This window comes from Caballeronia sp. 11_S32 (genome assembly GCF_056930355.1).
Window position 1 is genome coordinate 1,984,060 of record NZ_JBXOWH010000003.1, and the last position, 13,324, is coordinate 1,997,383.

Annotated in this window: 11 protein-coding genes; 7 read left to right on the forward strand and 4 right to left on the reverse strand. The window is 64.0% G+C overall.

The features are described from left to right. Together AC1Z32_RS20875 and AC1Z32_RS20880 are read right to left on the reverse strand one after the other, a co-directional pair. Positions 1 to 930, reverse strand: coding sequence for a DUF1501 domain-containing protein (locus AC1Z32_RS20875; protein ID WP_483480376.1), 930 nt, complete (start codon positions 928 to 930; stop codon positions 1 to 3). Between the two features lie 15 nt (positions 931 to 945). Then, positions 946 to 1,374 (reverse strand): hypothetical protein, encoded by a 429-nt coding sequence (locus AC1Z32_RS20880; RefSeq protein ID WP_483480377.1) that lies wholly within the window; start codon positions 1,372 to 1,374, stop codon positions 946 to 948. A gap of 183 nt (positions 1,375 to 1,557) precedes the next feature. Here AC1Z32_RS20880 and ompR point away from each other — a divergent pair, with 183 nt between their 5' ends. The 4 genes from ompR to AC1Z32_RS20900 all read left to right on the forward strand — a co-directional run bounded on the left by ompR (position 1,558) and on the right by AC1Z32_RS20900 (position 5,044). Then, positions 1,558 to 2,283 (forward strand): osmolarity response regulator transcription factor OmpR, encoded by a 726-nt coding sequence (gene ompR, locus AC1Z32_RS20885; RefSeq protein ID WP_008349770.1) that lies wholly within the window; start codon positions 1,558 to 1,560, stop codon positions 2,281 to 2,283. A 62-nt stretch (positions 2,284 to 2,345) separates the two neighbouring features. Beyond that, positions 2,346 to 3,710 carry an ATP-binding protein gene (locus AC1Z32_RS20890; protein ID WP_483480378.1) on the forward strand — a complete coding sequence of 455 codons (1,365 nt, stop codon included), beginning with the start codon at positions 2,346 to 2,348 and terminating at the stop codon, positions 3,708 to 3,710. 171 nt (positions 3,711 to 3,881) lie between these two features. Next, the gene (locus tag AC1Z32_RS20895) at positions 3,882 to 4,430 is read left to right on the forward strand and encodes a peroxiredoxin (protein ID WP_050333878.1); all 549 of its coding nucleotides are present in this window, start codon (positions 3,882 to 3,884) and stop codon (positions 4,428 to 4,430) included. Between the two features lie 89 nt (positions 4,431 to 4,519). Further along, positions 4,520 to 5,044 carry a carboxymuconolactone decarboxylase family protein gene (locus AC1Z32_RS20900; RefSeq protein WP_483480379.1) on the forward strand — a complete coding sequence of 175 codons (525 nt, stop codon included), beginning with the start codon at positions 4,520 to 4,522 and terminating at the stop codon, positions 5,042 to 5,044. 40 nt (positions 5,045 to 5,084) lie between these two features. On the opposite strand, the gene ispF is transcribed toward AC1Z32_RS20900, so the two are convergent. Together ispF and ispD are read right to left on the reverse strand one after the other, a co-directional pair. Then, on the reverse strand, positions 5,085 to 5,576 hold the full coding sequence (gene ispF, locus AC1Z32_RS20905) for a 2-C-methyl-D-erythritol 2,4-cyclodiphosphate synthase (protein ID WP_483480380.1): 492 nt from the start codon (positions 5,574 to 5,576) through the stop codon (positions 5,085 to 5,087). A gap of 26 nt (positions 5,577 to 5,602) precedes the next feature. After that, entirely contained in the window at positions 5,603 to 6,337 is a 735-nt protein-coding gene (ispD, locus tag AC1Z32_RS20910) for a 2-C-methyl-D-erythritol 4-phosphate cytidylyltransferase (RefSeq protein ID WP_483480381.1), read from the reverse strand. A 126-nt stretch (positions 6,338 to 6,463) separates the two neighbouring features. On the opposite strand from ispD, the gene mfd reads away from it, so the two are divergent. The 3 genes from mfd (at position 6,464) to AC1Z32_RS20925 (ending at position 13,265) form a co-directional block, all read left to right on the forward strand. Continuing rightward, positions 6,464 to 9,940, forward strand: a complete 3,477-nt coding sequence (mfd, locus tag AC1Z32_RS20915) for a transcription-repair coupling factor (protein ID WP_483480382.1) — start codon at positions 6,464 to 6,466, stop codon at positions 9,938 to 9,940. A gap of 1,071 nt (positions 9,941 to 11,011) precedes the next feature. After that, positions 11,012 to 12,238, forward strand: coding sequence for an acetylornithine deacetylase (gene argE / locus AC1Z32_RS20920; RefSeq protein WP_483480383.1), 1,227 nt, complete (start codon positions 11,012 to 11,014; stop codon positions 12,236 to 12,238). Positions 12,239 to 12,260: 22 nt separating this feature from the next. Next, the gene (locus AC1Z32_RS20925; protein WP_483480384.1) at positions 12,261 to 13,265 is read left to right on the forward strand and encodes a threonine/serine dehydratase family protein; all 1,005 of its coding nucleotides are present in this window, start codon (positions 12,261 to 12,263) and stop codon (positions 13,263 to 13,265) included. The last annotated feature ends 59 nt before the right edge of the window (positions 13,266 to 13,324 follow it).

The window sequence follows — 13,324 nt, forward strand, 5'->3', positions numbered from 1 at the left end:
CTACACGCGCAGCACCGGCAGCGGCTCGAAGCGCTGACCGAGCACCGATGCCGAATCGATCCGCCAGCATGCACCGAGGACCGTCGCATAGACTCTTCTGAAATCGATGCCGACGGGCAGCCCGCCGTCCGCATCGAGTCGATCGAGGCGAGGCGGCGTGCCGAAAAGTCCGCCGCGCACGCTTCCGCCCATCAAGAAATGCGCCGCCGCCGCACCGTGCTCCGTGCCGCCTGCGGCATTTTCGCGCGCGGTTCGCCCGAATTCCGATCGCGTCATGACGAGCGTGCGACCCCACGCGCCGGATGCGACCGACGCCGCGCGCAGTGAAGCCAGTCCATCGGCCAACTGGGCAAGACGCGACGCATGCCGATAGCCCTGATTCTCGTGCGTGTCGAAGCCATGCAGCGTGAGATGGATCACGTTGACGCCGCGCTTTGCCGGGCGCGCTATCGCATCGCACGCAGCGGCGAACGTCGGCGCCTCGGTGACGCCGTGCGCAGGCGGAAGGCTCACGCGATCGAGCCAGCCATCGGTACGATATTCATCGACGTGCGAAGCGGTGTCCCAGATCTGCCGCGAGCGGTAATGCGACCGGTTGAGCGCGTCGTAGCCGACGCCCTGCACGATCGCCAGTTCGCGCGCGCGCCATGCGCTCATCAGCGGACGCAGCGACGGATGCAAGGCGGTGCGTTCATCCAGCATCAACGCCCGGTCTTTCGATACGGCCAGCTTGGGCCTGAGCGCGCGATAGCGCGGATCGGCGATTGGGATGACGGTGTTGAGGCCATCGTTGCCGCCGTCGAGATCGACGAGCACGAGCGACCGAATGGACGAGGAAGCATCGGCACGGCTAAAGGCGAACGTCTCGGCGACGCTGCCCGCACATCCCGCGAACGCGCCGGCAATCGAGAGGAATTGACGTCGGTTCATCGCGGTTCGCGCCGCTTACCGCTTGTAGAGATCGCGCACCGCTTCTTCGATGTGCTGCCGCAAGAGACGCCGCTCGTCGGCGGTCATCACGGTGTGGCGCGGCGGACGCGCGGGCGGTGTCTGATCGACCTGCTGGATGGGTTGCATGGCCGCCTTCGGGTCGTGATCACGGCTCGAAGCGGTCGAGCCTTTGCTCATGCGTTGCTGCGCGCGAATCATATGGCCATCTAAACGATTCGGCGAACCGGCCATGCCGCGATCGAAACCGGCGGATTGCGCATAGGCGTGAGGTGTGCTCAGTACTGCGTAGAGCGCACTGGCAAGAAGTGTCTGTCTGAAAATGCGCTCGGTGCGCACAGGTCCGCGCTGCCGCGCTCCCTTCATGTTGTTCCCTTCGTTGCTCGACAACCGGACAGCCTCAGTCTTTTCGCGCGCGTCTGCCACGGCTTGGTCGGGCCGCATGATGCGCTGGTCTAATGGAGTATCTACCGAATGGCGGGCTTAGGTAAAGCAGTGTACGCACCAAACTCTTGGGCCGTGCCACAGCCCCCGTAAATTTTGTAACCAACTGTTACACTCGCTTTTGTTACAAACTCGGCGTTTGACCAAACGCGCTAAGATGCCGCCATGGAAACCAAGAACCCCTCAAAAATTCTCGTAGTCGACGACGATCCGCGCCTGCGCGATCTGCTGCGGCGCTATCTCGGTGAGCAGGGCTTCAACGTGTACGTCGCGGAAAACGCGCCGTCGATGAACAAGCTCTGGGTGCGCGAGCGTTTCGATCTGCTCGTGCTCGATCTGATGCTGCCCGGCGAAGACGGTCTTTCCATCTGCCGTCGTCTGCGCGGCAGCAACGATCGCACGCCGATCATCATGCTCACGGCGAAGGGCGAGGACGTCGATCGCATCGTCGGCCTCGAAATGGGCGCCGACGACTACCTGCCGAAGCCGTTCAATCCGCGCGAGCTGGTCGCGCGCATTCATGCAGTGCTGCGCCGCCAGACGCCGTCCGAATTGCCGGGCGCGCCATCCGAGACCACCGAAGTGTTCGAGTTCGGCGAGTTCGCGCTCAACCTCGCGACCCGCACGCTCACGAAGAACGGCCAGGAAATTCCGCTCACCACCGGCGAGTTCTCGGTGCTGAAGGTGTTCGCGCGTCATCCGCGCCAGCCGCTCTCGCGCGAAAAGCTGATGGAGCTCGCGCGCGGCCGTGAATACGAAGTGTTCGATCGCAGCCTCGACGTGCAGATCTCGCGTCTGCGCAAGCTGATCGAGCCAGATCCCAGCAGTCCGCGCTTCATTCAGACCGTGTGGGGTCTCGGCTACGTCTTCATTCCCGACGGCGCGGCCTGATCGATCTTCGAGCGAGTATCGTCACGCTTTCTCCCCTCCACCGAGCTGAACCCGACAGACCCATGCGCATCGACAGGCGGCTACTGGCGCTCGCGTTCGGCGGCCTGTTCTGGCGAACCTTCGCGCTGATCGCGCTGCTCATCGCCGTCAGTCTGACGGCGTGGTTCCAGAGCTTTCGCGTGATCGAGCGCGAGCCGCGCGCGCAGCGCGTCGCGCTGCAACTCGTCGCCGTGGTCAAGCTCACGCGCACCGCCCTGCTCTATTCCGATCCCGATTTACGCCGCGCGCTGCTTCAGGATCTGGAGAGCAACGAGGGTGTGCGCGTGTATCCGCGCGAGACCACCGACAAATACAAGCTCCAGCCCGATGAGTCGCTCAACCGGCTCATCGAGCGCGACGTGCGCGGGCGGCTCGGCAACGAGACGATCATCGCGCAGTCGGTGAACGACATTCCCGGCGTGTGGATCAGCTTCAAGATCGACGACGACGACTACTGGGTCGCGCTCGATCGCGATCAGCTCGACACCGTCACGGGCCTGCAATGGGCCGGCTGGGGCGTGTTCGCGCTCGCGCTGTCGCTGTTCGGCGCGGCGTTCATCACGAGTCTCGTGAACCGGCCGTTTGCGCGCCTCGCGCTCGCGGCGCGCAAGCTCGGCTCGGGTCAGTCGCCCGAGCGCCTGCCAGAACGCGGCATGGGCGTTGCGGCCGAAACCAACCGAAGCTTCAACCAGATGGTGCAGGATCTCGAGCAGCTCGAAGCGGACCGCGCGCTGATGCTCGCGGGCATCTCGCACGATCTGCGCACGCCGCTCGCGCGCCTGCGTCTGGAGACGGAGATGAGCCCGTCGGACGAAGCGACCAAGCTTGCGATGATCGACGACATCGAGCAGATGGACATGATCATCGGCCGCTTCCTCGATTACGCGCGGCCGATGCAGCGCATGCCCGAAGCCGTGGATCTTTCGATGATCGCGAGCGAGTTCGCCGCGCGCTTCCAGGCCGATGACGGCGTCGTGATGCGCACCGACCTCGCGCAAGGCGCGGTGATCGAAGGCGATCCGACAGACGCGCGCCGCGTCGTCGGCAATCTGCTGGAAAACGCGCGCAAGTATGGACGCAGCGAGCACGACGACATCGCGCGGATCACGCTGCAGACGCGCGTCGCGCACGGCAAGGTCGAGCTTTCGGTGATGGACGAAGGCCGCGGCATCCCCGACGATCAGGTCGCGCTTATCACGCGCCCGTTCTATCGTGTCGATGCGGCGCGCACGCAGGCGAACGGCACGGGCCTCGGCATGGCCATCGTGCAGCGGCTCGTCACGCGCCAGCGCGGCACGCTGCGTTTGCGCAACCGCACGCCCATGCCGGGTTTCGAAGTGACGATCGACTTTCCGCCGATGAAAGGCGGCGCACGCTTCGACGGCTAAGGTTGCTGTCAGATCAGTTAGTTAAAAACTATTGAGGCGAATTTTTAATCAGGGTTAAGATGACCGGGTTAACGCGCAGCACGTCTGGCATGAAGATGTCACGCGAGCGTTACGGCGATCACGTAGTTTGGCTGGAGTTTGTCCTTTCAACGATTCAACAGGAGTTACTGCATGAAGACCGTTGGCGATAAAGTCGAAGCATTCACCGTCACCGCTGCGAAGCCGGGTTTCAACCATCACGAAGAAAACGGCCAGTCCGCTTTCGAGGAAATCACCGAGCAGTCCTTCCCGGGCAAGTGGAAGATCATCTACTTCTATCCGAAGGATTTCACGTTCGTGTGCCCGACCGAAATCGTCGAGTTCGCGAAGCTGGCGAAGGATTTCGAGGACCGCGACGCGGTTCTGCTCGGCGGCAGCGTCGACAACGAGTTCGTCAAGCTCGCATGGCGCCGCGAGCACAAGGACCTGAACAAGCTGAACCACTACGCGTTCGGCGACGTGAAGGGCGAGCTGATCGACCAGCTCGGCGTGCGCGACAAGGAAGCCGGCGTGGCGCTGCGCGCGACGTTCATCGTCGATCCTGACAACGTCATTCAGCACGTTTCGGTCAACAACCTGAACGTGGGCCGCAGCCCCGAAGAAGTCCTGCGTATTCTCGACGGTTTGCAAACGGACGAACTGTGCCCGTGCAACCGCGCTGTCGGCGGCGCAACGCTGTAAGCGTTCCTGCATGCCGCAAAGCCCGCCATTCGGCCGAGTGATTGCTCGGCGCTGGCGGGCTTTTTAACGCCATCGAATAGGAGAAAACAATGGAATTCCTGTCTGCGATCAAGGAACTGGTGCCGGACTACGCGAAGGATATTCGCCTGAACGTCGACGGCACCATCGCCCGTTCGTCGCTCGAAGGCAATGACGCGGTGGGCGTCGCGCTCGCCGCCGCCTACGCCGCGAAGGCGACGAAGCTCGTCGGCATCATCCGCAATGCGGGCGTGCTGTCGCCCGAAGAGACGAACGCCGCGCTCACGGCCGCCGCACTGATGGGCATGAACAACGTATGGTACCCGTACCTGGAGATGGCCGACAACGCCGATCTGAAGACGCAGCCCGCCGGTTTGCGCATGAACGCGTATGCGTCGCATGGCGGCGTCGACAAGCGGCGCTTCGAGATGTATGCGCTCGCGGCGTCGATCGTCGGCAAGTGCCACTTCTGCGTGAAGTCGCACTACGAGAATCTCGTGACCGAAGGCATGTCGACGACGCAATTGCGCGACGTTGGCCGCATCGCGGCGGTCGTCAACGCGGTCGCGCTGACGATCGAAGCCGAAGGGAAGTAAGTCTTTCACAAACGCCACGCGCAGTCAGCGTGGCGTTGCGTCATCCGTCGATGGACGTGCGGCGCAGCAGCACGGCCGCCTGCGCCTCGATGCCCTCTTTTCGGCCGAGATAGCCGAGCTTCTCGTTGGTCTTCGCCTTCACGTTCACGCGATCGAGGCTCAAGTCGAGATCGGCGGCGATGTTCGCGCGCATCGCGTCGATGTGGGGCGCGAGCTTCGGCGCCTGCGCGATGATCGTGCTGTCCACGTTCGCGATCGCGAAACCCGCTTCCGACACGCGCTTGAACGCTTCGCGCAGCAGCACGCGGCTGTCCGCGCCGGCGAACTCGGTCGCCGTGTCCGGAAAGTGCCGCCCGATATCGCCGAGCGATGCCGCGCCGAAGAGCGCGTCGGTGATCGCGTGCAGGAGCACGTCGGCGTCCGAGTGGCCGAGCAGGCCGCGTTCGTAGGGAATCGTCACGCCGCCGATGATGAGCGGGCGCCCTTCGACGAGCTGGTGGACGTCGTATCCTTGTCCGATTCTGAAATCCATCGATCCAAACCTTGGTTGAGTGTGAGTCAGGCGTTCGCCGAGAGGATCGCGCCCGCGAGCGCGAAATCTTCCGGATAAGTCACCTTGAAGTTGCGCAAGCTGCCCTGAACTAGCTTCGGCGAGTGCCCGAGCCATTCGATGGCGCTCGCTTCGTCCGTGAGGTCGTGGCCGTCGTGGCGCGCACGGTCGATCGCCTCGCGCAGCATGCCGAGCCGGAACATCTGCGGCGTCTGCGCCTGCCAGAGGCCGTCGCGCGATTCCGTCCGGGCGATGCGCGTCTCCCCTTCGCCCGCGGGCGACGGCACATCGGGCATGTTCGGTGCGACGCGCTTCAGCGTATCCGCAACCGGCAGTGCGAGAATGCCGCCGACCGCATCATCGCGCAGTTCCGCGACAAGTTTGCGAATCAGCTCCGGCGTGATGCCGGGGCGCGCGGCGTCGTGCACGAGGACCCAGTCGTCGTCGCGCGCGCCGAATTTCGCGAGCGCGATGAGCCCGTTGTACACCGACGCCTGCCGCGAGGCGCCGCCGCAGCGTTCCACCGCGAAGCGCAGCCCGGCGAAGCGGCGCGCGTCGAAATGAGTGTCGTCCGGTGCGAGCACGACCAACGTCTGCGAGAATTCGGAGCACGCGTCGAACGCCGCGAGCGTGTACGCGAGCATCGGACGGCCCGCGACGGTCTGGTATTGCTTCGGCATCGGCGCGCCAGAGCGGCTGCCGGTTCCGGCGCAGGGAATCAGTGAGAACAGGCGCGAAGTCACGGGCAAATGAAGTGGGCGAGTCAAAGTTGAAGCCCGGATTTTATAATAGGTCTTTCGCGACCACGTCCCGCGCACGCCGGTTCGGCTCCTGAACCCGCGTTCGCCGGTCGGCTCCATGCACACCTTATGCCTTCCAAAGCCGTCAAAGCGCAGTCCAGTTCTCCCATCGCGCTCGTGAAGCCGGGCCAGCGTTTCGCCTTCGACGGCGCGACCGGCTCGTCCGACGCGCTCGCCATCGCGCGCTATCACGCCGCATACCGCGAGAGCGTGCCGCTGCTGACGGTCGTCACGGCGAGCGCGGTCGATGCGCAACGTCTCGCCGCCGAGATTCCCTACTTCGCGCCGGACGCGCGCGTGCGCCTCCTGCCCGACTGGGAAACGCTGCCGTACGACACGTTCTCGCCGCACCAGGATCTCGTCTCCGAGCGTCTCGCGACCCTGCACGATCTCGGCGAAGGACGCTGCGACATTCTCATCGTGCCGGCGACCACCGCGCTGTATCGCATGCCGCCCGCCTCGTTTCTCGCGGCCTATACGTTTTCGTTCACGCAGGGCGAGCGCCTCGACGAAGCGAAGCTGAAAGCGCAACTGACGCTCGCGGGCTACGAGCACGTGAGCCAGGTCGTGCGTCCCGGCGAATACTGCGTGCGCGGCTCGCTCATCGATCTCTACCCGATGGGCTCGGCGCTGCCGTATCGCATCGACCTGTTCGACGATCAGGTGGACTCCATCCGCGCGTTCGATCCCGACACGCAGCGCAGCCTCTATCCGGTGCGCGACGTGCGCCTCCTGCCCGGCCGCGAATTCCCGTTCGACGAAGCCGCGCGCACCGCCTTTCGCAGCCGCTGGCGCGAGGTGTTCGAGGGCGATCCGAGCCGCTCGCAGATCTACAAGGACATTGGCAACGGCGTGCCGTCGGCGGGCATCGAATACTATTTGCCGCTCTTCTTCGAAGAAACCGCGACGCTCTTCCACTATCTGCCGGAAGGCTCGCAACTCGCCTTCGTCGGCGACATGGACGCGGCGATCAAGCGCTTCACGAACGACACGAAGCAACGCTACGACTTTCTCTCGCACGACCGCGAGCGCCCGTTGCTCGAACCGCGCCGGCTCTTTCTCACCGACGACGATTTCTTCACGTTCGCGAAGCCCTTCGCGCAGTTGAAGTTCCCGAGCACGCCGGAAGGCGGCTGGGCCGTGCCGCTGCCGGGCCTCGCGATCGACCGTCACGCCGACGAGCCCCTGCTCGCGCTGCGCCATTATCTGGAGCAGACGGAGAACCGCGTGATGCTCGTCGCGGAATCGGCGGGACGGCGCGAAACCATTCAGCAATTGCTCGCGGACAACGGGCTGCGCGGCGACTCGCGCGATACCTTCCAGGAATGGCTCACGAGCGACGGCAAGTTCACGCTCGGCATCGCGCCGCTGGCCAACGGCTTCGTGTTGCCGTCGGAGAAGCTCGCGATCGTCACGGAGACCGAGCTTTACGGCCCGCTCGCGCGCCGTGCCGGTCGACGCCGGCAGGAACAGGCGAGCAACGTCGATTCGATGGTGCGCGATCTCGCCGAGCTGAAGGTCGGCGACCCGGTCGTGCATGCGCAGCATGGCATCGGCCGATACATGGGTCTGGTGTCGATGGATCTCGGCGAAGGCGAAACCGAATTCCTGCATCTCGAATACCAGAACGAAGCGAAGCTGTACGTGCCTGTTTCGCAGTTGCACGTGATCTCGCGCTATAGCGGCGCGGACCCGGACAGCGCGCCTTTGCATCAGCTCGGCTCCGGCCAGTGGGAAAAAGCGAAGCGCAAGGCGGCGCAGCAGATCCGCGACACCGCCGCCGAACTGCTCAACCTGTATGCGCGCCGCGCGGCGCGCGAAGGCTACGCGTTCAAGCTCGAACCGCGCGACTACACCAAGTTCGCGGAAAGCTTCGGCTTCGAGGAGACGCCCGATCAGGCGGCCGCGATCGCGGCCGTCATCGGCGACATGACGAGCGGCAAGCCGATGGACCGCCTCGTGTGCGGCGACGTCGGCTTCGGCAAGACGGAAGTCGCGCTGCGCGCCGCGTTCATCGCGGTGATGGCGGGCAAGCAGGTCGCGATTCTCTCGCCCACCACCCTGCTCGCGGAACAGCACACGCAGACCTTCACCGACCGCTTCGCCGACTGGCCCGTGCGCATCGCGGAGCTGTCGCGTTTCAAGACTGGCAAGGAAGTGTCGACGGCGGTGCAGCAGATCAACGAAGGCAGCGTCGATATCGTCATCGGCACGCACAAGCTCTTGTCGAGCGATGTGAAGTTCAAGCGCCTCGGGCTCGTGATCATCGACGAGGAGCATCGCTTCGGCGTGCGGCAGAAGGAGGCGCTCAAGGCGTTGCGCGCCGAGGTCGACGTGCTCACGCTCACCGCGACGCCGATTCCGCGCACGCTCGGCATGGCGCTGGAAGGCCTGCGCGATTTCTCCGTGATCGCGACCGCGCCGCAGAAGCGCCTTGCGATCAAGACCTTCGTGCGCCGCGAGGAAGACGGCGTGATCCGCGAGGCGATGCTGCGCGAACTGAAGCGCGGCGGTCAGGTGTACTTCCTGCACAACGAGGTCGAGACCATCGACAATCGACGCGCGATGCTGGAAGCGCTCGTGCCCGAGGCGCGCATCGCGGTCGCGCATGGGCAGATGCATGAGCGCGAACTCGAACGCGTGATGCGCGACTTCGTCGGCCAGCGCGCGAACGTGCTGCTGTGCACGACGATCATCGAGACCGGCATTGACGTGCCGAGCGCGAACACGATCCTCATGCATCGCGCGGACAAGTTCGGGCTCGCGCAGCTGCACCAGTTGCGCGGGCGTGTCGGGCGTTCGCATCACCAGGCGTATGCGTATCTGCTCGTGCACGATCCGCAGTCGCTGACGAAGCAGGCGCAGCGCCGGCTCGAAGCCATTCAACAGATGGAGGAACTCGGCTCGGGCTTTTATCTCGCGATGCACGACCTCGAGATTCGCGGCACCGGCGAAGTGCTCGGCGACAAGCAGTCGGGCGAGATTCACGAGATCGGCTTCCAGCTTTACACGGACATGCTGAACGACGCCGTGCGCGCGCTGAAGGAGGGCCGCGAGCCGGATCTGAACGCGCCGCTGGCGGCTACGACCGAGATCAACCTGCACGCGCCCGCGATTTTGCCCGCCGATTACTGCGGCGATGTGCAGGAGCGTCTGTCGCTGTACAAGCGGCTTGCGAATTGCGAATCGAGCGATGCTATCGACGGCATTCTCGAGGAGCTCGTCGACCGCTTCGGCAAGCTGCCGCCGCAGGCGCATGCGCTCGTCGAGACGCATCGGTTGAGGCTGGCCGCGAAGCCGCTCGGCATCTCGAAGATCGATGCGGCCGAGCAGTCCATCTCGCTGCAGTTCGTGCCGAATCCGCCTGTTGACGGCATGAGGATCATCGAGATGGTGCAGAAGCATAAGCACATCAAGTTGGCCGGGCAGGATAAGTTGCGCATCGAGACGCGCAGCCCCGATCTGGCTGTGCGGCTTTCGACGGTCAAGGAGACGCTGCGGGCGCTGGGGGGGCCGGTTAGGCAGTCGGTTGCTGCAGCGCGGTGAGGTTTTTTGGGGGGGCGGTCGGCTGGTGCTTCTATAGACTTCCTGCTTTCGCTTCGGTCTATTAGCCACTGCCCCTGTGCGGGGCGGCAGTCACCTTGGTTTGTTTGCGGGTACGTGGAATCCTGTTTTCGCGTCGGTCTATTAGCCACTGCCCCTATGCGGGGCGGCAGTCACCTTGGTTTGTTTGCGGGTACGTGGAATCCTGTTTTCGCGTCGGTCTATTAGCCACTGCCCCTATGCGGGGCGGCAGTCACCTTGGTTTGTTTACGGGTACGTGGAATCCTGTTTTCGCGTCGGTCTATTAGCACTGCCCCTATGCGGGGCGGCAGTCACTTTCTTTGCTGCTGCAAAGAAAGTAACCAAAGAAACAGCTATCCCCATCCAAAGTACTTCACACCGGCCCCGGCACAGAAGATGGCACGTGGTCCGGCAGTAGCGAGTGCCCTCATAGGTCTAATCGGGCGTGGACCGCGCACGGTCTGACAAGCTAGAACGTTAAGGGCGCTGGTTCAGCCCAAACAACTCCGGCACAGCGCTACGCGCTGCCGATGGGTATGCAAGGGAAACCAACCTAACGCGAATGCAGTGAGATGGAAGCATTAGCAAGGAAGCACGCGCAGACCCGATTGACCGGTCGGCCGCGCAGCGGGCCGGAGCTATTTCGCGCCTTACCAGTCAGTTGAGTGGTGCGATGTGACAGACCGTGCGCGATCCAAGCCCGGTTAGGCCTGTGAGGGCACTCGCTACTGCCGGACCACTTGCGAAGTTCTGTGCCGGGGCCGGTGTGAAGTACTTTGGATGGGGATAGCTGTTTCTTTGGTTACTTTCTTTGCAGCAGCAAAGAAAGTGACTGCCGCCCCGCACAGGGGCAGTGCCAATAGACCGACGCGAAAACAGGATTCCACGTACCCGCAAAGAAACCAAGGTGACTGCCGCCCCGCACAGGGGCAATACCAATCGACCGCCACGCCCACGGGTATCCGGCGAAAACCAAAAACCCAAAAGCCCCAGCCGGCGGGCCAGCCCCCCACATTTCGGCTATGATCAAACTCTACCCGCAGGAGTCAAAAAATGTCACAGATCGCTGATCCGGCGCATCTCGAAGCTCAATCCAAAACCGAAACGCCCATTTCCCTGCCGTGGATCGAACGGCTAGTTTCCATCGACACTGTCAGCCGCAATCCGAACCTCGGCCTGATCGAAACCGTCCGGGACGAACTGCGCAAGTCGGGCATCGAAGCCACCATCACCACCGATCCCCGCGGCCAATGGGCGAATCTCTTCGCCACGATCCCGGCGCACGACGGCGAGACCAACGGCGGCATCGTGCTGTCGGGTCACACGGATGTCGTGCCCGTCGACGGTCAGGACTGGCAGAGCGACCCGTTCAGGCCCGAAGTCCGCGAAGGCCTGCTCTACGGCCGCGGCTCGTGCGACATGAAAGGCTTCATCGGCGCGGCGCTCGCGATGCTGCCGAAAATGCAGGCGACGAAGCTCGCGAAACCCATCCACTTCGCGCTTTCGTACGACGAAGAAATCGGCTGCGCCGGTGCGCCGCTGATGATCGCCGACCTGCTGAAGCGCGGCGTGAAGCCGGACGGCTGTATCGTCGGCGAACCGACGTCGATGCGCCCGATCATCGCGCATAAAGGGATCAACACGTATCACTGCTGCGTGCGCGGCTTCGCGGCGCACTCGTCGCTGACGCCGAAGGGCCTCAACGCGATCGAATACGCCGCTCGGCTGATTTGCCACATCCGCGACATCGCCGACGAATTACGCGCGAAGGGACCGTTCGACGAACTCTACGACGTACCCTTCACCACCAGCCAGACGAGCACGATCAAGGGCGGCAACGCGATCAACACCGTGCCCGCCGAATGCAACTTCGAGTTCGAATTCCGCAATCTGCCGACGATGGACCCGGAGCAGATTTTCAGGCGCATCGAATCGTACGCGCATGACACGCTGCTGCCGAAGATGCTGAAAGAGCACGGCAACGCGGCCATCGAATTCACGAAGCTCGCTTCGGCGCCGGGCCTCGACGCCACCGAGCAGGCCGCGATCACGCAGCTCGTGCGTGCGCTCACGGAGAACCAGGACAAGCGCAAGGTCGCGTACGGCACCGAAGCGGGTCTGTTCGCGAACGCTGGCGTGCCGAGCATCGTGTGCGGGCCGGGCAACATCGAGCAGGCGCACAAGGCGAACGAGTACGTGTCGCTCGAACAGCTCGCGCAGTGCGAGGCGTTCCTCGGCAGGTTCATTCACAGCATGTCCGTCGAAGCACAGGCCCGCTGATCTTTTCAGAGCAAGAAGAACCATGTCCACTGCCACGCAGCATTCCGACAATACGATCGACGGCACGCCCATTCCGACGCTCGACGAAATCGCCGAGCAGCACATGGCGCTCACGCCCTGGGTCGCGCGCACGCCCACCTTCGAGCGCCACGACTTTCCGACGCTCGAAGGCACGCCGATCACGTTCAAGTTCGAATTGCTGCAGGCGAGCGGCACGTTCAAGGCGCGCGGCGCGTTCTCGAACATCCTCGCATTGAGCGACAGCGAGCGTTCGGCAGGCGTCACGTGCGTGTCGGCGGGCAATCACGCGGTGGCGGTCGCGTATGCCGCGCAGCGCATGGAAGTGGGCGCGAAGGTTGTCATCATCAAGAGCGCGAGCCCGGCGCGCGTCGCGCTATGCCGGCGCTTCGGCGCGGAAGTGGTGTTCGCGGAGAACGTCGCCGAGGCCTTCGACGTCGTGCGGCGCGTCGAAGCGGAAGAAGGACGCGTGTTCATTCATCCGTTCAACGGCTATCGCACAGTGCTCGGCACCGCGACGCTCGGCTATGAATGGACGTCGCAGGCGCCGGATCTCGACGCGGTGATTCTGCCGATCGGCGGCGGCGGGCTGGCTGCGGGCGTATCGACGGCAATGCGTCTCGCGAATCCGTCGCTGCATGTGTACGGCGTCGAGCCCGAAGGCTCGGACGCGATGAGGCGCAGCTTCGAAGCGAATCACACGATCAAGATGGGCGCGATGCACGGCATCGCCGATTCTCTGATGGCGCCGCACACCGAGCAGTACAGCTATGAGCTGTGCCGGCGGCATATCGATGAAATCGTCACCGTGTCCGACAACGAACTGCGCCACGGCATGCTGCAGCTGTTCAACGAGTTGAAGCTCGCTGTCGAGCCCGCATGCGCCGCCGCCACGGCCGCCCTGCTCGGCCCGTTGCGCGAGCGTCTGCAAGGCAGGCGCGTCGGCGTATTGCTGTGCGGGACCAATACCGATCCGGCGACGTTCGCGAAGCATCTGGCGAGCGTCTGAAACGCACGCGGCCCCTCATCCGTCGACGAGGGGCCGCTTACTTGCTGCTTCCTTGCTGC

Excerpts from the sequence above, each read along its gene's own strand:
- AC1Z32_RS20875 (WP_483480376.1), bottom strand. The coding sequence starts at position 930 with ATGAACCGACGTCAATTCCTCTCGATTGCCGGCGCGTTCGCGGGATGT.
- ompR (WP_008349770.1), top strand. The coding sequence starts at position 1,558 with ATGGAAACCAAGAACCCCTCAAAAATTCTCGTAGTCGACGACGATCCG.
- AC1Z32_RS20890 (WP_483480378.1), top strand. The coding sequence starts at position 2,346 with ATGCGCATCGACAGGCGGCTACTGGCGCTCGCGTTCGGCGGCCTGTTC.
- AC1Z32_RS20895 (WP_050333878.1), top strand. The coding sequence starts at position 3,882 with ATGAAGACCGTTGGCGATAAAGTCGAAGCATTCACCGTCACCGCTGCG.
- AC1Z32_RS20900 (WP_483480379.1), top strand. The coding sequence starts at position 4,520 with ATGGAATTCCTGTCTGCGATCAAGGAACTGGTGCCGGACTACGCGAAG.
- ispF (WP_483480380.1), bottom strand. The coding sequence starts at position 5,576 with ATGGATTTCAGAATCGGACAAGGATACGACGTCCACCAGCTCGTCGAA.
- mfd (WP_483480382.1), top strand. The coding sequence starts at position 6,464 with ATGCCTTCCAAAGCCGTCAAAGCGCAGTCCAGTTCTCCCATCGCGCTC.
- argE (WP_483480383.1), top strand. The coding sequence starts at position 11,012 with ATGTCACAGATCGCTGATCCGGCGCATCTCGAAGCTCAATCCAAAACC.
- AC1Z32_RS20925 (WP_483480384.1), top strand. The coding sequence starts at position 12,261 with ATGTCCACTGCCACGCAGCATTCCGACAATACGATCGACGGCACGCCC.